20 protein-coding genes are annotated in these 20,344 nt (G+C 68.8%); 8 read left to right on the top strand and 12 right to left on the bottom strand.

Annotation, left to right across the window (positions count from 1 at the left end; all coding sequences use genetic code 11):
* The first annotated feature begins 182 nt into the window (after window positions 1-182).
* The 4 genes from QNO08_RS13075 to QNO08_RS13060 all read left to right on the top strand — a co-directional run bounded on the left by QNO08_RS13075 (window position 183) and on the right by QNO08_RS13060 (window position 4,544).
* Window positions 183-1,694, top strand: a complete 1,512-nt coding sequence (locus QNO08_RS13075; RefSeq protein WP_229965074.1) for a S1C family serine protease — start codon at window positions 183-185, stop codon at window positions 1,692-1,694.
* A gap of 213 nt (window positions 1,695-1,907) precedes the next feature.
* Window positions 1,908-2,753: an electron transfer flavoprotein subunit beta/FixA family protein gene (locus tag QNO08_RS13070; RefSeq protein ID WP_229965075.1), complete on the top strand. Its 846-nt coding sequence runs from the start codon at window positions 1,908-1,910 to the stop codon at window positions 2,751-2,753.
* A 56-nt stretch (window positions 2,754-2,809) separates the two neighbouring features.
* The gene (locus QNO08_RS13065) at window positions 2,810-3,754 is read left to right on the top strand and encodes an electron transfer flavoprotein subunit alpha/FixB family protein (RefSeq protein WP_229965076.1); all 945 of its coding nucleotides are present in this window, start codon (window positions 2,810-2,812) and stop codon (window positions 3,752-3,754) included.
* Between the two features lie 4 nt (window positions 3,755-3,758).
* Window positions 3,759-4,544 (top strand): PIG-L deacetylase family protein, encoded by a 786-nt coding sequence (locus QNO08_RS13060; protein ID WP_229965077.1) that lies wholly within the window; start codon window positions 3,759-3,761, stop codon window positions 4,542-4,544.
* 129 nt (window positions 4,545-4,673) lie between these two features.
* Here the strand turns inward: QNO08_RS13060 and QNO08_RS13055 are convergent, their stop codons facing one another.
* From QNO08_RS13055 to QNO08_RS13030, 6 genes are all read right to left on the bottom strand, one after another.
* On the bottom strand, window positions 4,674-5,495 hold the full coding sequence (locus QNO08_RS13055; RefSeq protein ID WP_229965078.1) for an anti-sigma factor: 822 nt from the start codon (window positions 5,493-5,495) through the stop codon (window positions 4,674-4,676).
* Window positions 5,476-6,138: an ECF RNA polymerase sigma factor SigK gene (gene sigK / locus QNO08_RS13050; RefSeq protein ID WP_229965079.1), complete on the bottom strand. Its 663-nt coding sequence runs from the start codon at window positions 6,136-6,138 to the stop codon at window positions 5,476-5,478. The genes QNO08_RS13055 and sigK overlap by 20 nt, the downstream gene beginning before the upstream one ends.
* A 200-nt stretch (window positions 6,139-6,338) precedes the next feature.
* On the bottom strand, window positions 6,339-7,139 hold the full coding sequence (locus tag QNO08_RS13045) for a class I SAM-dependent methyltransferase (protein WP_229965080.1): 801 nt from the start codon (window positions 7,137-7,139) through the stop codon (window positions 6,339-6,341).
* Window positions 7,140-7,148: 9 nt separating this feature from the next.
* Window positions 7,149-7,616 carry a tRNA (cytidine(34)-2'-O)-methyltransferase gene (locus tag QNO08_RS13040; protein WP_229965081.1) on the bottom strand — a complete coding sequence of 156 codons (468 nt, stop codon included), beginning with the start codon at window positions 7,614-7,616 and terminating at the stop codon, window positions 7,149-7,151.
* A 21-nt stretch (window positions 7,617-7,637) separates the two neighbouring features.
* A complete protein-coding gene (locus QNO08_RS13035; RefSeq protein WP_229965082.1) occupies window positions 7,638-8,600 on the bottom strand; it encodes a J domain-containing protein in 963 nt (320 codons plus the stop codon).
* Between the two features lie 241 nt (window positions 8,601-8,841).
* Window positions 8,842-9,627 carry a nucleoside/nucleotide kinase family protein gene (locus QNO08_RS13030; protein WP_229965166.1) on the bottom strand — a complete coding sequence of 262 codons (786 nt, stop codon included), beginning with the start codon at window positions 9,625-9,627 and terminating at the stop codon, window positions 8,842-8,844.
* Window positions 9,628-9,729: 102 nt separating this feature from the next.
* Between QNO08_RS13030 and QNO08_RS13025 the strand changes: the two genes are divergently transcribed.
* From QNO08_RS13025 to QNO08_RS13010, 4 genes are all read left to right on the top strand, one after another.
* Window positions 9,730-10,992 (top strand): cysteine desulfurase family protein, encoded by a 1,263-nt coding sequence (locus QNO08_RS13025; protein ID WP_229965083.1) that lies wholly within the window; start codon window positions 9,730-9,732, stop codon window positions 10,990-10,992.
* On the top strand, window positions 10,989-12,143 hold the full coding sequence (gene mnmA / locus QNO08_RS13020) for a tRNA 2-thiouridine(34) synthase MnmA (RefSeq protein WP_229965084.1): 1,155 nt from the start codon (window positions 10,989-10,991) through the stop codon (window positions 12,141-12,143). The genes QNO08_RS13025 and mnmA overlap by 4 nt, the downstream gene beginning before the upstream one ends.
* Window positions 12,144-12,237: 94 nt before the next feature.
* Window positions 12,238-12,618 carry a chorismate mutase gene (locus QNO08_RS13015; RefSeq protein WP_229965085.1) on the top strand — a complete coding sequence of 127 codons (381 nt, stop codon included), beginning with the start codon at window positions 12,238-12,240 and terminating at the stop codon, window positions 12,616-12,618.
* Window positions 12,602-13,723, top strand: coding sequence for a uroporphyrinogen decarboxylase/cobalamine-independent methonine synthase family protein (locus tag QNO08_RS13010; RefSeq protein WP_229965086.1), 1,122 nt, complete (start codon window positions 12,602-12,604; stop codon window positions 13,721-13,723). The genes QNO08_RS13015 and QNO08_RS13010 overlap by 17 nt, the downstream gene beginning before the upstream one ends.
* A gap of 25 nt (window positions 13,724-13,748) precedes the next feature.
* On the opposite strand, the gene QNO08_RS13005 is transcribed toward QNO08_RS13010, so the two are convergent.
* From QNO08_RS13005 to QNO08_RS12980, 6 genes are read right to left on the bottom strand one after another with little or no spacing between them, the layout of a single operon-like run.
* The gene (locus QNO08_RS13005) at window positions 13,749-14,462 is read right to left on the bottom strand and encodes a DUF4166 domain-containing protein (RefSeq protein WP_229965087.1); all 714 of its coding nucleotides are present in this window, start codon (window positions 14,460-14,462) and stop codon (window positions 13,749-13,751) included.
* A gap of 5 nt (window positions 14,463-14,467) precedes the next feature.
* Entirely contained in the window at window positions 14,468-15,760 is a 1,293-nt protein-coding gene (locus tag QNO08_RS13000; RefSeq protein WP_229965088.1) for a DUF58 domain-containing protein, read from the bottom strand.
* Window positions 15,761-15,772: 12 nt separating this feature from the next.
* The gene (locus tag QNO08_RS12995; protein WP_229965089.1) at window positions 15,773-16,849 is read right to left on the bottom strand and encodes an AAA family ATPase; all 1,077 of its coding nucleotides are present in this window, start codon (window positions 16,847-16,849) and stop codon (window positions 15,773-15,775) included.
* Window positions 16,846-18,051 (bottom strand): DUF4350 domain-containing protein, encoded by a 1,206-nt coding sequence (locus tag QNO08_RS12990; protein ID WP_229965090.1) that lies wholly within the window; start codon window positions 18,049-18,051, stop codon window positions 16,846-16,848. Before QNO08_RS12990 ends, QNO08_RS12995 begins: the two co-directional genes overlap by 4 nt.
* Window positions 18,048-18,719, bottom strand: a complete 672-nt coding sequence (locus QNO08_RS12985) for a DUF4129 domain-containing protein (RefSeq protein WP_229965091.1) — start codon at window positions 18,717-18,719, stop codon at window positions 18,048-18,050. The genes QNO08_RS12990 and QNO08_RS12985 overlap by 4 nt, the downstream gene beginning before the upstream one ends.
* Window positions 18,716-20,104, bottom strand: coding sequence for a DUF7847 domain-containing protein (locus QNO08_RS12980; RefSeq protein WP_229965092.1), 1,389 nt, complete (start codon window positions 20,102-20,104; stop codon window positions 18,716-18,718). Before QNO08_RS12980 ends, QNO08_RS12985 begins: the two co-directional genes overlap by 4 nt.
* Window positions 20,105-20,344 lie beyond the last annotated feature (240 nt).

The following is a 20,344-nucleotide window of genomic DNA, read 5'->3' as shown; positions in this document are numbered from 1 at the left end:
GCGGGCAAGCAGTTGCATCGATTCTATGGTTCGCCGGATACCCAGTCCACCACGTTCGTGGCCATGCAGCTTTCGGCGAACTCTCAGGAACCGTTCAGGAATCTCCAGAGCGCGTCACAGCAAGTGCTGTCATAGTTGAGTGAGCAACGTTCATGGGCACACCGATCTGGAAAGGACAGCACATGTCTGAGCAATACGGAGGCGCCGGGGACCCGCAGCGTCCACTGCCTCCCCGCCCGCCTGCCCCGCCTGCTTCCTCCGACGGCGTAACTGCGGCCGACGGCGAAGGGCAGACGCAGCAGGTCCCCGTCCAGCCGGAAGCCGGCGACCGGCACGCCCAGACGCCGCCGCCCTCCAATCAGCCGTTCTACGGCTCGACGCACCAGGACAGCGCTCCGGGCGTCGCGGCACCGCCGGCCTACGGCCCCGCTTCCGGAAGCAGCAGCTATTCCGGCTCAGGCTACGGCCAGGCCCCCTACGGCCCGGATTACCGGCCCGCCGCTGCTCCGCCCGCCCGCAGATTTGGCACCGGAACGCTGGTGACCGGCATGCTGCTGGCCGGACTCCTGGGCGGCGGCACTGCAGTAGCCGCCAATTACTGGCTGGATGATGATTCGGCTCCCCAAAGCACCGGCCAGGCGCAGACCGTTGTCGTGAACAACGAAGACAGCGTCAATGCCGTCACGGCCGCCGCAGTGAAGGCTTCGCCCAGCGTCGTCACCATCGACGTGGCGGCCAGCGGCAGTTCCGGCACCGGGTCCGGGATCATCCTGGACGACGACGGACACATTCTGACCAACACCCACGTGGTCACCCTGGGCGGTACCGTCGCCGACCCGACCATCGAGGTCCAGGCGAACGACGGACGGGTCTTCACGGCGACCATCGTCGGGACCGATCCGGTTTCCGACCTGGCCGTCATCAAGGTCGACGCCGATGACATCACGCCCGCCACCCTGGGAAATTCGGACGATCTTAATGTCGGTGACACCGTCATCGCCATCGGTGCTCCGCTGGGTCTTGCCGGCACCGTCACCGACGGAATCGTCTCGACCCTGAACCGCACCATCAGCGTGCAGTCCTCGGCGGCTCCGGAATCGGAGTCCGACGGATCGGGCGAGGATGACGGCTTCGGCTTCCGCTTCGCTCCGCCGGACGGGTCCAGCCAGGAACAGAGTGCAGCGTCCAGCTCGATTTATCTGGACGTCATCCAGACCGATGCGGCCATCAACCACGGCAACTCCGGCGGCGCCCTGGTGAACACCGACGGCGACGTGATCGGCGTCAACGTGGCGATTGCCTCGGCCAGCGAGGAAAGCGGAAGCATCGGCGTCGGCTTTGCGGTTCCCATGAGCTACGCCGAGCGGGTGGCTGACGAGATCATCGAAACCGGGTCGGCAACCCACGGATTCCTTGGCGTGTCCGTAACCCCCGCGACAGCGTCCAGCTCCTCCACCTTCACCGTGGGTGCCGAGGTGGCCGAGAATCCGGCCGGCGGAACCCCGGCTGCCCGGGCAGGGCTGAAGCAGGGCGACGTCATCACTGCCGTGAACGGTATCCCCGTCACCGATGCGCAGTCCCTGACAGCCGCCATCCGGATGCAGGCAGCGGGCAGCAAAGTCACCGTTGACTACACCCGGGGCGGGGATACCGACAGCGTCGACGTGACGCTGGGCGACTCCGCCGACCAGTAGGACAACGCCCGCCCCGGCGGCGTGCCAGGAACGCAGAAGGATTGCAGGGACTGCCTCCTCTCCCGGGAGGGGCAGTCCCTGCACTGTTTGCTGCCGGATGCCGGCACGGTGCGTCCGCGCAATGTGATTAGCTTGTTCAGTCGCCCTGCGCGGGTGGCCACGGACCCGGTGCAGCCGCGCCCGGGAAGATCTACAACGCCAGAAAGGCCCCGCATGCAGGAATCCAAGAGGCCGCTGAACATCGTCGTTTTGGTGAAGCACGTGCCCGATGCCCAGTTCGACAGGCATCTTTCCGGACCCGGCCACACCCTGGACCGATCCGACTCCATCCTTTCCGAACTCGATGAGTACGCCCTCGAGGCTGCCCTTCAGCTGGCCGAGGCCCGCGGGGGACAGGCTGCCGGGAACATGGTCACCGCCCTCACGATGGGCCCGGAGGCGGCGGTCAACGCCGTGAAAAAGGCCCTGCAGATGGGCGCCTACCAGGGGGTGCACATTAACGACGCCGCCCTGCCCGGTTCCGATGCGGCAGCGACTTCCCTGGTGCTGGCCGCCGCGGTCCGGCATGCGGTCGGCGGCGGCTCCGGACTGCCCGACCTGGTGGTGGCCGGCATGTCCTCCACCGACGGTGAGACATCGCTGGTACCGGCGCAGCTGGCCGAACGCCTGCAGCTGGCCCAGATCACTTTCGCCTCCGAGCTGGAGGTGCACGACGACGACGACGACGGCGCCGTCGTCGTCCGCGCCCGGCGGGACGGTGACTCCTACTCCGAAACGCTGGAGGCGCCGCTGCCGGCCCTGGTCTCCGTTACCGACCAGGCCAATGACCCGCGCTACCCCAATTTCAAGGGCATCATGGCGGCCAAGAAGAAAACCGTCACGGTGCTGTCGCTCCAGGACCTGGGAATCGATCCCGCGCAGGTGGGACAGGACGGTTCGTGGACCACGGTTGCCGCTTCCGCTCCCCGTCCGCCGCGCTCGGCCGGCACCATCATTACCGACGACGGCACCGCCGGCGTGGCGCTGGTGGACTACCTTGCCGCCCAGAAACTGATCTGACAATCTTTCCACCGGCGCTGCTGCGGCCGCGCCCGAAGCACTAAGGAGAGCCTCCCATGGCCTCTGTCCTGGTCTTTATCGACGTCCCGGGCCTGCCGCTGCCGCGGGCAAGCCGAGAGCTGCTGACGATCGCCCGCGGCCTGGGGGAACCCGCAGTGGCGAGCCCGCGCGCCCTGGATGACGACGTGCTGCAGGCGCTGGGCGCTTACGGCGTCGGCGCCGTGTACGAGCCCGAGGGCGTGCTGCCCGATGTCCTGGTCGCCGCCAAGGCCGCTTTTCTGGCCGACGCCGTGCGCGCCGCCGAGCCGGCCGCAGTGCTGCTCGGCAACTCCTTCGAGGACCGGGAGGTGGCGGCCCGCGTTGGCGTGAAGCTGAATTCCGGCGTGATTACCGACGCGGTTGCCGTGGCACCGGACCTGTCGGTCACCAAATCGGTCCTGGCCGGTTCCTACACCTCCACGTGCCGCGTGCAGTCCGGCGTCCCGGTGATCACCGTCAAGGCCAACAGCGTGGAGCCGGCTCCCGCGGATGCGCCCGCCGCTCCGGAACGCCGCCGGCTGGCCGTGTCCCATGCCGGACCCGCTGCCCGGGTCACCGGACGCACCGAAAAGCGGGTCAGCGGACGCCCCGAGCTGTCCGAGGCCCGGGTCATTGTGGCCGGCGGCCGCGGGATGGACGGGAACTTCGGTCCGGTGGAGGAGCTCGCCGACGTGCTCGGCGGTGCCGTGGGTGCATCGCGCGCCGCCACCGACGCCGGCTGGATCGAGCACTCGGCGCAGGTCGGCCAGACCGGCAAGACGGTCTCGCCGCAGCTGTACATCTCCGCCGGGATTTCGGGGGCGATCCAGCAGAAGGCCGGCATGCAGACCGCAAAGGTGATCGTGGCGATTAACAAGGACCCGGATGCTCCGGTGTTCGAGATCGCGGACTTCGGCATTGTGGGAGATGTGTTCTCCGTGCTGCCGCAGGCCACCGAGGAAATTCAGAAGCGCAGGTCCTAGCGCCGTGGATTCTTCGTTGAACCCGTCACCGCAGCCGGTGTCCCCGTTCCCGGCCGGAGCGACCGTTCGGCGGGTGCTCGCTTTCGCCGCCCATCCTGACGACATTGACTTTGGTGCCGCCGGAACCGTGGCCGCCTGGACTGCGGCCGGCGCCGAAGTATCCTACTGCGTGATGACCTCCGGCGACGCCGGCGGGTTCGAGGCCGGCGACCGGGACGCCGTCTCCGAGCTGCGCCGACGCGAGCAGCGGGCAGCCGCCGAACTGGTGGGGGTCCGGGACCTCCACTTCCTGGGCGAGAAGGACGGCTTCCTAGCGGTCACGCCGGAAGTGGTGGAAAAAACCGTGGCCCTGATCCGGAGCATCCGCCCCGACGTCGTGCTTTCGATGCACCCGGAGAGGAACTGGGACCGGATCCAGGCCAGCCACCCGGACCACCTGGCGTGCGGGGAAATCGTGACCCGGGCGGTCTATCCCGCCGCGGAGAATCCGTTTGCCTTTCCGCACCTGGCCGCACAGGGCCTGGATGCCTACAAAGTGCCGTGGCTCTGGTTTTACGGAGCCCCGCGCGAGCGGGAAAACCACGCGGTGGACGTCAGCGCCACTGTGGAGGAAAAGCTCGCGGCCATCCGGATCCACGCCAGCCAGCACCCGGACATTGCCGGGATGGAGACTGCGGTGCGCGGAATGCTGCAGGAAAATGCCCGCCGCTTCGGACTAGCCGACGGGGCAAGCGCTGAAACATTCCACGCAGTGGGCGTCAACACGGACCGGACCATCGCCGGATTCTGACCGTCCGGAAGTACTGGAGTTCCCGGAGGGTCAACACATCTTCCGGCTCCTTCCCCACCGGGCGGCCGGCGGATTCCGGCCATACCACCCGCCGCAGGGGTTGGCGCAGCGTCAAGGTCAAGCGGGATTTCAGGCGCTGAAGGGAATCACCAGGACGACGGGCAGGGTGGGAGTCGCCGATCCGCCGTCGGGCTCCACGGTGACGGCGACTGCACTGTACGGGTCGATGTCGGTGAGCTCAGTGGCCTTGGTGCCGGCGACTTCCTCGCCGGTCATCGTACCCACCGACACCGGCTCGGAGCCGTCCGCCGGAACACGCCACATCTGGTAGACCGATCCCTCAGGCGGTGCGGGAACCCCGCTCAGCGTCACAACGGCGGCATTCTCGCCCGCAGAGGTGGCCACCTCTGCCGTGCCGCCCGTGGGCAGGTCGATGGTGCGCTGCTGCACGTCCGAGGCCTGAAGGACTTCCTCCCGGACCGTATCCGGTCCGAGATTGCTGCCGATGGCCACACCGCCCACCACGATGGCCGCGGCCGCGGCGCCGGCGAGGATCCAGCGGCCGGCGGCGGACTTCAGCGGAGACCGGCGGCTGCGGCGGGCCGCAAGCTCGTCCTCCGGCCGCGGCGGATCGGCGGAAGCGTCCGGGGCGTCCCGGTTCGGCGGTGCGTCCTGCTGCGGCAGCCGGGACGCAATCTTGGCAAAGAGGTCGGCCGGCGGCTGAGCCTCTGCCCGGTAACCTCCGGCGAGTGCTTCCCGCGTGCTCCAGACGCGTGTGAGGAACGCCTGGCGGACAGCGGAATCAGCCTGCTCGAGGGCATCGTCGACTGCCTGCTGCTCCTCCCGGGGGAGGGCATTCAGGGCATAAACTTCTGCCCACTCCAGCAGCCGTCCCTCGGACAGGTCCCGGTTCAGGGCGTCCGACGCGGCATCAAAGCTGTTGTCCGGCATCTGAATTCACCCCCAGGCATTTCTTGAGTCGGATCAGTCCGTCGCGGATCCGCGACTTGATCGTGGGCACGGCGGCCGACAGCTTTTCGGCGACCTCGCGGTAGGTCAGCCCGCCGTAGTAGGCGAGCCGGACCGATTCCCGCTGGGTGTCCGTCAGCGAGTCCAGGCACCGGACCACGGCGTCGGCTTCGAGCTGCTGCGTGACGGTGTCAACCACGTTGTCATGGTCCGGTTCCTGCATGGCGGCGCCGAAGCGGGCCTCGCGGTTGGCGGAGCTTTGTTCGGAGCGGACCCGGTCCACAGCCCGGCGGTGGGCGAGGGTCAGCAGCCACGCCAGCGGGGAGCCGACGGCCGGGTCGAAGCGGGCGGCGCTGGTCCAAACCTGCAGGTAGACCTCCTGCGTGGTGTCCTCGCTGAGTTCCGCGTCGATCAGCACCCGTCGGGCCAGGCCGTAAACCCGGCGTGATGTCAGCGCGTAGAAGGCAGCAAAGTCATCTTGGCTGCCGCCGGCAATACCCGCCAAGAGTGCTGCCAGCGGGGCTTGCGAGCCGGCGTGGGATCCGGATTTCTCTGCGGCATCGGCGGCGCCCTCCGGTGTGGAGGCCTGCGCGGCGGAGGGCCGTCCCGTGTTGGACGTGTCCATAGGGTTCCAGCATAAGCGGCCGGCGGCCGCTGCGGGTGCGGGAACCTGAAGGAAGCCGCTGCCATCCGCGGCTTCCGTGCGCGCCGGAAGGTTTGCCACCGCGGCCTGTCCCTGTGCTTCCATACCCGGTATTCGGTGCGGCGGGGGAAAAGGATGGGCAGGCCCGGCAACCAGGGCCCGGCAACCCGGGCCAGCCCGGGTTAGGGACGGGTCGCGGACGCGATCAGCGTGTCGGCGTTCAGGTTGTATTCCTCGCCCAGCAGGTCCAGGAAGCTGTTCTTGACCCGGTCGGCGGCCTCGGGATCGGCGGGAAGGAGATACCGCAGTCCGCTGCCCAACACCAGTGACCAGGCCAGCGACGGGCTGAGCTGGACCTGCGCCGGGGTGGCGAGGACCTTAATGTCCTGCAGTCCGAGGCTTTCCAGCCAGGCGGTCAGTTTCTCCGGGGTATTCAGGCGCTCGGAGTTCTTCCGCGTCCTGGAGATGCCCTCGGCCGGGTCGGACGTCTCCTTGCGGCACGCCTGCAACAGCAGCTCGGTGAACGACGTCAGCGAACCTTCAGCCCAGGTGCTGAGCGCGAGGCGTCCGCCGTGCCGCAGATTGGCAACCAGGTTCGCGGCCCCGGCATCCATGTCCGGCAGGAAGAAAACGGAGTAGGCGGACAGCACGACGTCGTACGCTTCGTCAGCGGTCCACTCAGAGACGTCGCCGATGTGCAGGGCGACGTTGTCCAGGGACAGGGTGGTGGCCTTCGCCTGGGCCAGGGCCAGCATCTCGGCCGAGAGGTCGACGCCGTCCACGCGGGCGCCGGGTCCCGCATACTGTGCTGCGGGGATGGTGGTGGCACCGGTTCCGCAGCCTGCATCCAGGATGCTGTCGCCCATGCCAACTGAGGCGGCAGCTACCAAGGCGTTGCCCATCGGGTTCCACAGCGAGGGGGCCAAGCGTTCAAAGTCGGCGGCGCCCTCGTCGAACGTTGTTCCAATGGAGGTCTCGGGCATGCGGAATCCTTAGATTTGTGCACCTGCGAAGCCGTGCTGACGCCAGGCTTCGTAGACGGCAATGGAGGCGGAGTTGGCCAGGTTCAGGGAGCGCAGGGTCGGCAGCATGGGCAGGCGGACCCGGGCGGTGACGTGCGGGTCCGCCTTGACGTCGTCGGGCAGCCCCACGGATTCGCGGCCGAAAAGCAATACGTCACCGGGCTGATAGGCGATGTCAGTGTAGGACGTATCGCCGTCGGAAGTGAACGCGTAGACGCGTTCCGGAGCCAGCGCCTTCCAAGCGGCCTCAAGCGTGGGGTGCACGTGCAGGACGGCGAGGTCGTGGTAATCAAGGCCGGCGCGGCGCAGCTTGGAATCCTCCAGCTCGAAGCCCAGGGGCTCAACGAGGTGGAGTTCGGCGCCGGTGATCGCCGCGAGGCGGATTGCGTTTCCGGTATTGCCGGGAATTTCGGGGGTGTGGAAGAGGATGCGGAACACACCCCCATCCTATGCCGCCGACTACCGCACCGATGCATCGATTAGGCCGCCGAGCACTGGAAGCTGCACCACATTGGGCTGCGGCCCGTCGTTGAAGAACCGCCGGAGCTCCCGCTGCAGCGTTCCGGCGTTCGCCACATGAACCGTGGCCGGTGAACTGCGGCTGAGCGAGGGCGGATAGTCGATCACGGGTTCAAACGGATTGCCGTTGAAGCTGTGCAGCACCACCCAGCCGCTGACGTTGCACTCCGGGAAACGGTCCTGAAGGGTGCGCACGGCGTCAGGCAGCCGGCCGATGTTGACCTCGCGGCCGCCGTTGCGCAGGTGCCTGCCGTCCCAGTTGTAGTTGCCCGCCGAGGCCATCTGGGATTCCAGCACTGCCATCCGGTAGCCGCCCAGCAGGACATGCCCGACGTCGAGGTTCCCGCCGCGCGGCGAGCGGTCCGGCAGATGCAGTCCGTTGACGAGCCGCCCGGCCGGATAGTCCTCGAGCAGGCTGCGTTCCAGGAGCCCGATGGTGAGGTTCTCGCCGTCGTACCGGGCGGCCGCGCCGGACCCGAGCCGGGCGAAAAAGCCGGGACGCCGCGGCGAACCGTGGATCTGCTGGCCCGCCAGGGCCAGCGGCAGCACGGGCGGAGAACCCGGGGAGAAATCGGGAACAAAGCGCGGGGGAGTGTCCAGGGCATCTTCGGCCGGGACGGCTCCGCCGCGCGGACCGGCGGTGCGCGTGCCGGCGCCGCGCGGAGCCGGAGCTGCGGACCCCGCTGCCGGGCCTCGGCCGAGACTCAGGTCGTATGCGGCCTTCTGCCGCGGATCGGACAGGACCTCGTAGGCCTGGGCAACGATGTGGAAAGTCTCGCTGCTGCCGCCCGAGTCCGGATGCGTGGCACGGGCCGCCTTCCGGTATGCCGTTTTGATCTGCTCTGTTGTGGCCGAGGGAGTAATACCCAAAACCTCATACAGCGTCCTGGGTGACGGACTCACAGCAGTTCCTCTCGTAGGGAAGGGCAATTCTCGTTGGCAGTACAAATGTTGCAGCGCCCGGTTGGAGCTCCACGATGTCGCAGCGCCATATGTCGCAGCTCCAAAATGTTGCAGCTCCGCAAAACACCACGGATCCGCAGCAGGTACAACGACGCAGAGGGGCGCTGCGTTTCCGCCGCTTTCCCGTGCAGTTTGTCCGCGCGGATCGCTTCTGATCAATTCTGGATGCGGAAGGATGATTCTAGCCGGATCCGCTGGAGTCCCTGCTGCAGCTGGCTTCGGAGCCGGCAGCGATGCGTGGGCGCGCCGGGTCGCTGTTCTCGACCACCATGGAGGCCCGCAGCGCGGGCATCGAATCCGCGAAGTAGCGCCGCTGTCCGCCCACGTACCGGCGCATCGCCGGGTGGCCGGGGTCCGTCGGCGAGCCGTCGCGCACCGCCATCCGGGCCGCGCTAACCGCAAACGGCACGTCCAGGAACACCGAAAAGTCCCACTCCGCTGCCAGCTCGTCCCCATGCAGGAACAACCCGTCCACCAGGACGACGGCGGCGGCTGCGGCAGGCACCGGCGGCGGAGACAGCACCGCGTCGGTCGCGAGGTCGTGCCCGGCCGGCCGGTAGGAGCCGCTGCCCCCGGGTCTCAGCGGATCGAGCACGTAGGCGCGGAACTGCTCCAGATCGTAGGAATCAAACCGGAATCCTTCCGCTGACCCGCGCCCCTGCCGGTAGCGCACAGCGCTGGGGAAATGGAAGTCATCCAGGGACACCCGCAGCACCGGGCGGTGGTGCGGGGCGGCCGTCAGCACTGCGGCCAGGGCATCGGCGAAGGTCGTCTTGCCGGAGCCGTCCACGCCGTCGACCGCCGCGAAAATACGCCGCTCGGGGTGCATGCCGGCCAACCGTGCGGCGAGGGCACGCAGGAGGCTCGACCGCCCGTCAGGTTCGGCGTCCGGCACGGAGTCCCGCACGGCATCCGGTTCGGCGGCCGGCACGGGTTGGCGGACAGCGGCGGGTTCCGGCGGCGGCATCACAGGAGCAGTCTGCCATCCCCCACGGCGGTTCAGGGAAGGTCCGGAGGAAGAAACCGGGGAAGAATCGGCATCCACAGCGATCGCCGTTAGAATTGGGAGGTGCCCGTGTACCTAGATCACGCGGCGACCACGCCTATCTCGGCATCGGCCCTCGCCGCACTCACCTCAGAACTCAGCCGCAGCGGCAATCCGTCCTCGCTGCACGGCTCCGGCCGCCGCGCCCGGATGGTGGTGGAAGAGTCCCGCGAGGCGCTGGCTGCGGCCGCGGGCTGCCACCCCTCGGAGATCATCTTCACCTCCGGCGGCACCGAAGCCGACAACCTGGCCGTGAAGGGCCTGTACTGGTCACGCCGGGATGCCGATCCGGCCCGCACCCGCATCCTCTGTTCGCCGATTGAGCACCATGCAGTCCAGGACACGGTCCAGTGGCTGGAAAAGCATGAGGGCGCCACGGTTGTTTGGCTGCCGGTGGACGGCGACGGCGTCGTGCCCCTTGACGCCATCCGCGCGGAACTGGAAGCGCATGCGGACACCACCGCGCTGCTGACCATCATGTGGGCCAACAACGAAGTGGGCACCGTCCAGGACATCCCTGCCATCACGGCGCTCGCCCATTCCTACGGCGTGCCCGTGCACACCGACGCGGTGCAGGCCTTCGGCGCACTGCCGGTGAATTTTCGCACTTCCGGCGTGGACACGATGGCGATCAGCGGCCACAAGATTGGCGGGCCGGTGGGCATCGGCGCGCTTGTCGTCGGCCGGGCGGTCAAACTCACTCCGGTGATGCACGGCGGCGGCCAGGAACGGGACATCCGCTCGGGCACCCTCGATGCCCCCGGCATCGCGGCCTTCGCCGCCGCAGCCCGCGAGGTCACCGAGAACCTGCCGGCCGAATCGGCCCGGCTGCGGAGCCTGCGCGAGAAACTGATCACCGGCGTCGAGCGCGCCATCCCCGACGCGGTGCTCCGCGGCGCCCGCGACGCCGACGGCGAAGCGGGCTCGGCCGGCGGCAGCTACAGCAACGGCATGCCCCGCCGGCTGCCGGGCAACGCGCACTTCACCTTCCCCGGCTGCGAAGGAGATTCGCTGCTGTTCCTGCTGGACCTGGCCGGAGTGGAATCCTCCACCGGCTCGGCCTGCACGGCAGGAGTGCCGCGGCCCTCCCACGTTTTGCTGGCCATGGGCCTGACCGAAACGCAGGCCCGCGGGGCGCAGCGTTTCAGCCTCGGGCATACAACCACCGCTGCAGACGTTGACACATTATTGGCAGCCCTGCCCGAAGCCTACGAACGGGCGAAAAAGGCCGGCATGGCTTCCCACGTCAGCAGCATCCAAACAGCAGGAACAGGTTTTACTTCATGAAGGTTTTGGCAGCAATGAGCGGCGGAGTCGACTCCGCGGTAGCCGCAGCACGGGCAGTGGAAGCCGGGCACGACGTCGTCGGCGTCCACCTGGCGCTTTCACGCATGCCCGGAACGCTGCGCACCGGCAGCCGGGGCTGCTGCACCATTGAAGATTCCCGCGATGCCTGGCGGGCATGCGACATTCTGGGCATCCCGTACTACGTCTGGGACTTCTCGGAGCGGTTCAAGGAGGACGTGGTTGATGATTTCATCGCCGAATACGCCGCCGGCCGCACCCCGAACCCCTGCATGCGCTGCAACGAGCGGATCAAGTTCGCCGCGCTGCTGGAAAAGGCGCTCGCCCTCGGGTTCGACGCCGTCTGCACCGGCCACTACGCGAAGGTGCTCACCGACGCCGACGGAAACCCGGAGCTGCACCGCGCCGCGGATTGGGCCAAGGACCAGTCCTACGTCCTCGGCGTGCTGACCCATGAACAGCTCAAGCACTCCATGTTCCCGCTCGCGGACACCCCGTCCAAGGCCGAGGTGCGGGCCGAAGCCGAGCGGCGCGGCCTGTCCGTGGCGAACAAGCCCGACAGCCACGACATTTGCTTCATCCCCGACGGCGACACCCGCGGCTGGCTCGAAGAGCGCATCGACTTGTCCGAGGGCGACATCGTCGATGCTTCCGGCGAGAAGATCGGCACCCATCCCGGAGCCAACGCCTTCACCGTCGGCCAGCGCAAGGGCCTGAAGCTGGGCCGCCCGGCCGACGACGGCAAGCCCCGCTTCGTGCTCGAGATCCGGCCCAAGGAAAACAAGGTCATTGTCGGACCGGAGAAGCTGCTGAACATCGACCAGATGCGCGGCATCAAGATTTCCTGGGCCGGCCTGCCGATCCCCGAGATCGCTGCCCGCACCGAATTCGACTGCATGGTCCAGGTCCGGGCGCACGGCGACCCCGTGGCGGCCCGCGGCTGGATGGAGGACGTGGTTTCCGAAGAGGCGGACGGCGGCATCCGCGAAGAGCTGGTGGTCCGGCTGAACGAGCCGATGCGCGGCGTCGCCCCCGGCCAGTCCATGGTCGTTTACCAGGGGACGCGGGTGCTGGGGCAGGCCACGATCGACAAGGCCCGTTCGCTGGAATGGGATCCGGCGGCGGTCTCCTGACGCACTCGCGGGGCTGGTGACGCGCCGCCCGTCCCACCGGGCGGGCGGCGTAACGTGCGCTCTCCTGCCGGCGGCCGGACCCTAGACTGGACCCATGACTGATACTCCCGCAGACGAGTTTGATCCCACGGCCAGTTCCCTCTCCGGGAAAGTCTCCGATGACGTCATGCAGGAACTGCTGGCGGTGCGCAGCAGCATTGACAACATCGACGCCACGCTGGTCTACCTGCTGGCCGAACGGTTCAAGGCCACGCAGCGGGTGGGCTTCCTCAAGGCCGAACACCGCCTGCCGGCAGGGGACCCCGGCCGTGAAGCCGCGCAGATCACCCGGCTGCGCCGCCTCGCCGAGGACGCGCACCTGGACCCGGCGTTTGCCGAAAAGTTCCTGAATTTCATCATCAGCGAGGTCATCCGGCATCATCAGGCGATCTCCGACAACCACAACGGCGGCAACAGCAATGCAGCAGGACTCTAGAGCGCAGGAACCGGCCCGGCAGGCATCAGAGCAGTCATCCAAGCAGGAAGCTTCCACGACTGTCACGGCCACTGCCCTGGGATCCTGGCCCGGCACCGACCCGTTGGAAGCCACCCGGATTATCCGCGGCGAGCTCGGAGCCCCGCACCTGCCGTTCCTGGTGGAGCTGCCCGCGCGAGGCCCCGGCGCCGACGCGCTGGGCCGGACCGCTGCCCTGCTGGTGGACCTGGCAGTGGACGTCCAGCCGCACGGTTGGCGTCTGGTGCCCCGGCCCGGCAAGGACCACCGGCGGGCCGTTTCCCTGCTCGGCCAGGACCTCAACGCCCTGGCCGACGTCGTCGGCGCAGAGGACAGCCCCGCTCCTTCGCTGAAGATTTCCCTGCGCGGACCGCTGTCCCTGGCCGCGGGGCTCCATCTGCACAACGGCGAGCGGGCACTGTCCGACGCCGGCGCCCGGCGCGAGCTGCTGCAGTCGCTGACCGCCGGGGCGGCGGGCTTTGTCTCGCGTGCCCGTGAGGCTTCACCCGGCGCGGACATCATCGTTCAGCTCGACGAGCCGGAGATTGCCGATGTGCTGGGCGGAACCATTCCCACGGCCAGCGGCTACCGCACCCTGCGTTCGGTGTCCTCCACCGAAGTGTCGCAGGCCTGGCACCAGATCATCTCGGCCCTGTCCGACGCCGGAGCTTCCCAGACGGTGCTGAAGCTGCCGGAGGCTGCCCGTTCCGGAGCCCTGCGCGCCGGTGCGCAGTCCCCGTTCGCACTGGCCCTCGGAGCCGGCGCGCAGGGCGCGGCACTGCCGGCCGCCGGCCTGACCGGAGCCGACTGGGAAGCTCTGGCCGAGGCCGTGGAAGCCGGAAAAAGCATCTGGCTGGGCATCCTGCCGGTCCCGGCGAACACCGCGGAACCGCGGCAGGTGACGGCATTGGTCGATGACGTGCTGCGGCCCTGGACCAAGATCGGCCTGGGCGCCGGGTCGCTGCCCGCGCTGCGCCTGACGCCGGCAGCTGACCTGGCGGACGCGTCGCCGTCGGCGGCCCGCAAGGTCCTGGCCCGGCTCACGCAGGCGGCCGAGGCCCTGACCCAGGTCGCGGCCGAAGGCTAAGCCGCGGGCCGCAGGCCGGGCCGGTTCAGCGCCGCCGCTCCCAGCGGGCAGGAACGGCATCGGCGGGAAGCGTGCCGTTCCAGTCCCGGGGGCCGTACGTGAAGCTGCCGTCGTACACGAAGACCGTTCCCGCCTGCCGCTGCACTACGCGGGTGCTAATCCGGAAGGTTCCGGCGGCGGCGTCGTACCACTGCTCCACGTGCGCATCAGCGGCGGCGAAGGCCGGAAGCGGCAGCCGCAGCGGGCCCAGGAAGAGGCGGCTGCCGGGGGAGTCCATCAGCAGATGGCCCTCCTCGGTCACTGACAGCACCAGGTTAGTGGCGAGGTTCCGTTTCCGGCCCAGATAATCAGTCAGCTCACCGGGTCCGGTCAGGCTGGTGGTGTCCTCGAAAATCCGCTCCCCGCGGGGAAAGCGGAACGTCCGCACCGCCGTCAGGGAGGGGCGGCCCCACGGATCCAGGTGCGGATAATTGCGGATGCTGAACGGGATCTGTGTTCCGTAGTCGGGAAAGAACGCGTTCGACACCGGAATCAGCGCCAGCAGCGGGCGCAGCCAGGCGCGGGGACAGCCGGCGGTTTCGAAAACACCGGTGCCTTCGCCGCAGATCCCCGAGCCCGGGGTGCCGGAGAAATACTCCTGCAGCTGCGGCTGCAGCCGCTCAAAGTCAGGTCCCAGGACCCGGCGGTAGATGGAATCCTCGCCGCTGGATGCGGGTGGCGGTGCCGGGAAGCTGTCCATGGTTCCTACAATCTGCCCGTGGCCTTGAGCCGGATGTAGAGGTCGGCGAGCTTGGGCGGCAGTTCATGAGGCGTCTCGTCAACGACTTCCGCGCCCATTGACCGCAGCTGTGCGGTTACCGCCGCCCGGTCCAGCAGGGCGCGTTCCGCCGCCGCCGCACGGAAGGTCTCGGTGGCGGTGGTGCGCTGCCGGCGCAGTTCCTCCAGCTCGGGGTCGCGCACCGAGGCAATCACCACCACGTGCTTGTCCAGCAGCTGCGGCAGCACCGGCAACAGGCCTTCTTCGATGGCGCCGGAGTCCAGTGCGGTGATGAGCACCACCAGGGAACGGCGGGTGGAAACCGACTGGACGGCTCCGGGCACCAGGGTGAAGTCAGCTTCGATCAGCTCGGCTTCCAGCGGTGCCACGGCCGTGACGAGCCGGTTCAGGAGATTGCCCCGGGCACCGGACTGCACGCGGGCGCGGATCCGCCGGTCGAAGGCCAGGAAGTCCACCCGGTCCGCTCCGCCGTGGGCCAGCATGGCCAGCAGCAGGGCGGCCTCGATCCCGGTGTCCAGGCGCGGCTCATCCGCTATCCGTGCCGCTGAAGTGCGGGACGTGTCCAGGAGCAGCACCACCCGCCGGTCGCGCTCCGGACGCCAGGTGCGCACCACGGTGTCCCGCCGGCGGGCGGTGGCGCGCCAGTCAATGGACCGGACGTCGTCGCCGCGCACGTAGTCGCGCAGCGAATCGAATTCCGTTCCGGCTCCCCGCAGCTGGACCGAGGCGTTGCCGTCCAGTTCCCGCAGCCGCCGCAGCTTTGACGGAAGGTGGCGCTTGGCATGGAAGGGCGGCAGCACCAGCAGGACGGCCGGGCTCTGCAGCGTGCGCTGGCGTGCCGCCAGGCCGAGCGGACCGAAACTGCGGACCGTGACGCATTTGCTGTGCAGTTCGCCCCGCCGCTCCGGCATCAGCTGCACCTCGAACCTCCGGGCTTCTCCGGCCGGAATCCGCAGCCGCTGCACGGGGTTGCGGGCGCCGGCGGAGGGCTGCCAGCCGTCCCGAAAGCTGCCGCGCAGGGCGCGCCCGCCGGTGTTGCGGACGGTCAGCACCGCGGGGGCGGGCTCGGTCAGGCGCACCCCGGCCGGAACGGTGCGCGTCAGGGTCAGGGCGCGGGGCGAGGCGGCCGTTAGCAGGTCCGCGGCGACTGCAGCGGACAGGAGCAGCACCCACAGCCAGATTGCACCCGAGCCGGGAAACAGCAGGACCAGCACGGCACCTGCTGCGGCAAGGAGGACCAGCCGGCCGGAAATTGCCATCGCTTCCGCGTCCTAGCGGGGTACCGGGACGGTGGCCAGGATGCTGCCCAGCACGTCGTCCGCGTTCACGCCGTCCATCTGGGCTTCGGGGCGCAGCGAGACCCGGTGCCGCAGCGCGGGCAGTGTCAGCGCTTTGACGTCGTCCGGTGTCACAAACGCGCGGCCGGAGAGCCATGCCCAGGCGCGCGAGGTGTTGAGCAGCGCCGTCGCGCCGCGGGGAGAGACCCCGAGCTGGAACGACGGCGCCGCCCGGGTGGCGCGGACCAGATCCACGATGTAGCCGAGGACCTCCGGGGACACTGCCACCCTGGACACTGCCTGCCGGGCCTTTTCAAGGTCAGCGGCGGTGGCCACGGCGCGGACTCCCGCTGCGGCCAGGTTCCGCGGATCGAATCCGCTGCTGTGCCGGCGGATGATTTCGATCTCCTCGTTGCGGCCGGGCAGATCCAGTGTGAGTTTCAACAGGAACCGGTCCAGCTGGGCTTCGGGCAGCGAATACGTTCCTTCGTATTCCACCGGGTTGGAGGTGGCAGCCACCATGAAGGGATCGGGCAGCAGCCGCGACACGCCGTCAACGGAAACCTGGCGTTCCTCCATGGCTTCCAGCAGCGAGGCCTGCGTCTTCGGAGGCGTGCGGTTGATTTCGTCGGCCAGCAGGATGTTGGTGAAAACCGGACCCTCCCGGAAGGAGAACTCGGAGGTGCGTCCGTCATAGATCAGCGATCCGGTGACGTCTCCGGGCATCAGGTCGGGGGTGAACTGCACGCGCTTGGTATCCAGGTCCAGAGCCGCAGAGAGGCTCCGCACCAGCAGCGTCTTGGCGACGCCGGGAACACCCTCGAGCAGGACATGACCCCGCACCAGCAGCGCAATGATCAGCCCGGTCACGGCAGCGTCCTGTCCAACCACGGCCTTGGCGACCTCCATCCGGACATCGAGCAGCGCCTGGCGGACAGGGTCTGCCCGGCCCTGTCCGCCAAGGCCGGCAGGGTTCGGCGCGCCGGCAGGAACGGGGACGAAGGGGTCCGCGGACTCCGCCGGGCGCGGAACCGGGCCGGGTGCTGCCTGTGGCTGGTACTGCTGGCTCATGATGCGGTGACCTCTTCCTCTAGGGCTTGCAAATCCTGGGACCATTGCACGAGTTCCGCATCGCCGCCAGGCAGCGGGCGGTTCAGCAACCGGTCGACGTCGTCCACCGAACGGCCGGTGGCGTGCGCTGCCGCCCGCACCACCATGTCGGCGGTGCTCTGCGGGCCCAGCCGCAGGCGGGCAGCAAGGCGCGTCAGTGCCGCGGCACGAAGCGTCGCCGCCGCACGGTCCGAGGCCCGTCCGTCCTGGTAAAGCCGGGCACGGCCTTCAGCTGTCTCTGCGGACCGTACCACCACCGGCAGCGGTTCTGCGGCCAGCGGTCCCAGGCGGCGTCCGCGCCAGAACATCGCCAGGCCGGCCACCACCAGCAGCCACAGCAGCAGCGGATTCACCCACTCGGGCAACAGGGCCCGCGGATCGACGGGCAAATCAGGGGCGGAAATGTCTGCAGCCGTCGGCTGGTACCAGACGAGTGTGCCGGTGGAACCCAGTGTGCGCAGCGTTAGTGCGGCGTTGCCGCGGCTCGCGAGCGTCTCATTGGCGAGCACTGCGGCGTTGCCCAGAACGACGACGGCGCCGTCGTCGTCAGCGGCGTAGGCACCCCCGGAGTCGGGGCCTCCCGGGGCAGGAAAGCAGACAACCGGCGCCCGGTAGGCAAGACCGCCGGCATCGATGCTCTCCGCGGCCGCGGCGTCGGGCACATCGCAGTCAGCGCTGAGGGCGGAGTCGCCGCTGTTTTCAGGAAGCAGGCCGGCGGAGCGGATGCCCGGGGCCAACGCGCCCAGCTGTTCAAAGGAGGGCTCCACCAGAACCTGCCGCTTGGCTATCCCGTCCAGCTCGGCCAGCTGGTCCGCGTTAAGAAAGTTGTCGGGATCGATGAGCAACAGCGTGGTGTCTGAGCGCTTGTCCCGGAGGAGTGCCTGTGCCTCGTCAAGGGACCCGGGGCGGAGGACTTCCACCCCCTGCTCGTCCAGGATCCGGGCTGCGGCCATGGCCCCGTCCGGGGCGGCACTTGCGGGGGAGAGTGCGGTCTCGTCGGTTTCCGAGCCGGCCAGGATACCCAGGATGACAACCAGGCACAGCACCAGGGCCAGGATGATCCACAGCCGCCAGGCATGCAGGCGCGCCCGCAGCCCGCCCCGGATGCCGGACGGAGCTGCGGCCTGCGGCGGAGTTGCTGAGGCTGTTCCGGAAGCGGTCACCGCGGCACCGCCAGTGCTGCGGGAACTGTGGCCGGAGTGCGGGGAGCAGAGCCTTCCAACAGTCGGTCCAGGGCTGCGGCCTGCTCGGAATCGGCGGCAGTGGCGCGAAGATGCCCGTACCGGACCTCGTCAAACCGCCGTGCCAGCCATCGGATGTCGGGAGCCGCCGCCGGGAAGGCAAGGGCGAGCTCGTGCCCTGCCTCCGCCGCGGTGCGGCCGGCCCGCGGCTCAAGGATGACGCGTTCTTCAGCAGACCGGATCACGGCGCGCAGCCGTTCAGCCAGCGCCGTGTCCCACTCACCGCGGGCGGCGGCCTCCTCTGACAGCCTGCGGTGGTCCACCGCGACCCGGGTTTCCTCGGCATCGAAGAGTTCCCTGCGGCTGCGGGCGTTCAAGCGCGGGCGCACCAGCACAATGGCCACGGCCAGCACCGCGGCCGCGCCGACGGCCAGCAGCAACACACCGAGAGAGGGGTCAACACCGGTGATGCCGTCGAGGAGATCTGAGAAGAACTCCCGCACCCATTGCCAGAACCGGTCGAGCAGGCTCGGCTTGGCCTCCTGATAGACGGACCGGGAGAGTTCCTGCTCGGCCCAATCGCGCCCCTGCAGATCATCCGGAAGAACCGGAACATCTGCCGTCGGGTGCGCGGACAGCAGGGGCGTCACAACCCGGCGCTCCGGTTCCGGCCGGGCACCAGATCCGCATCGGCGGTGCCGACCAGTTCCTGGTCTTTCATCAGCGTGATGTCGAAGCCCTCGCGGCGGATGCGCAGGTCAACGTACAGGAGCGAGGTGACGGCCGCTTGGAAGGCATATCCGATGGCACCGAAAAAAGCGGTGACGGCCAGATTGACGGCAACCAGTGCCGCCGTAGCCTCCGGCCCGGGTTCACCGCCGCTGCCAAACGCGCCGATGAGACTCAAAAGAAAGACGATCGGGGTGCTGATCACCGAGGAAACAATGCTCACCAGCAGGGCGGTCAGCGCCAGGATGCCGAAGCTGCGCCAGAAATTGCGTCGCGTCAGCTGCCAGGAACGGCCCAGCGATGCGAAGACTCCGGCGGGTTCCAGGACCAGGGCCGCCGGAGCCAGGGAAAGCTTCACGCCCAGCCAGACAGTGACGGCGACCAGGGCCAGGATGCCGAGGATGAGCACGGGGATGCCAGCCGGTCCCAGCGCTGCCAGGATCGCGGCAAGACCGACGGAGAAGGCCACTGCACCGACAATCATCATCAGCAGCAGCAGGGCCCCCAGTCCGGCCAGCGGCAGGAGCCGTTTGCGGCTGAGCTTCCAGGTCTGGGCGAAGCCCGTTTTGAGGTTCAGGATGGACCGCGCCACGGGTATGACGAGCACTCCCTGCAAGAGCAGGACCCCGGCGACCGAGGCTATGAGCAGAAGGGTTCCCGAGGTCAGCGTCGAGCCAATTGCTCCCTGGGCGGCGTCAAAATCCGCGCTGAAGGTGTCCGGGGACAGGAGCCCGCGGGCCAACAGCAGCGTCAGGAGGGAGATTACGGCCTGAATGAGCAGTGCCGTGCCGAAGGTTGCCGCGGCGTTCCGGCGGCAGGCCTGGAAGGCGCCGTCCAGCAGTTCGCCCAAACCCAGCGGCCGCAGCGGAATGACGCCGGGCTTTGGCGGAGGCGACCAGCCGCCTTGCTGGGGAAAGCCGGGGGAACCCCAGGGCTGGGCGGGTTGGCCGGGCTGGGCGGGCTGGCCGGGTTGGCCGGGTTGAGGAAACCCCGGAGCGGCCCACTGCTGGCCCCGCTGCTCCCAGGGGTTTCGGGGTGCTGCGGGGTGGCCCCACGGCTGGGACGACGGCGGGGGCACCGGCTGCTGCGGATTCGGCTGGCCGTAAGGAGGCTGCAGCGGGCCGGGAGAGGCTCCGGGAGGCGGCGGCGGACCGGTGCCTGCGTTCCGTCCGTCACTGGCAGCCTCGCCGCCACCTTGGTCGGCTGCGGCGTCGCGGCTGCCCTCGCCGTCGGCCTGCTCCGGCCGGGAGCCGTAAGGCTCATCCCGCTCCTGCGGGGATTTGCCGTTGTGATTGTCCTGACCCAAGGTGTGCCCCTAAAAGAGTTGTTTGCCCTGCTCCGACTATAGTTCCAGACGTCGCCCGGCGTCCCGCGGGGAAAGCACCGGAAACTCTGTCCTCTAGGATGGGAGGGTTATCGTCGGCTGTTGCCGTGTCTCAGGACATTCCGGACGCCTCGCATCCTCAACAGCTGGCAGGAAGCCCGGCGGAGTACCCGGGCAGCCGGAAGCCGGCAGGACAGGCACCGCAACGAAGAACCGCTTGAG

The sequence above is a fragment of the Arthrobacter sp. zg-Y820 genome (genome assembly GCF_030142155.1).
Lineage (GTDB): Bacteria > Actinomycetota > Actinomycetes > Actinomycetales > Micrococcaceae > Arthrobacter_B.
This window is presented reverse-complemented; position numbering and strand designations above follow the sequence as displayed.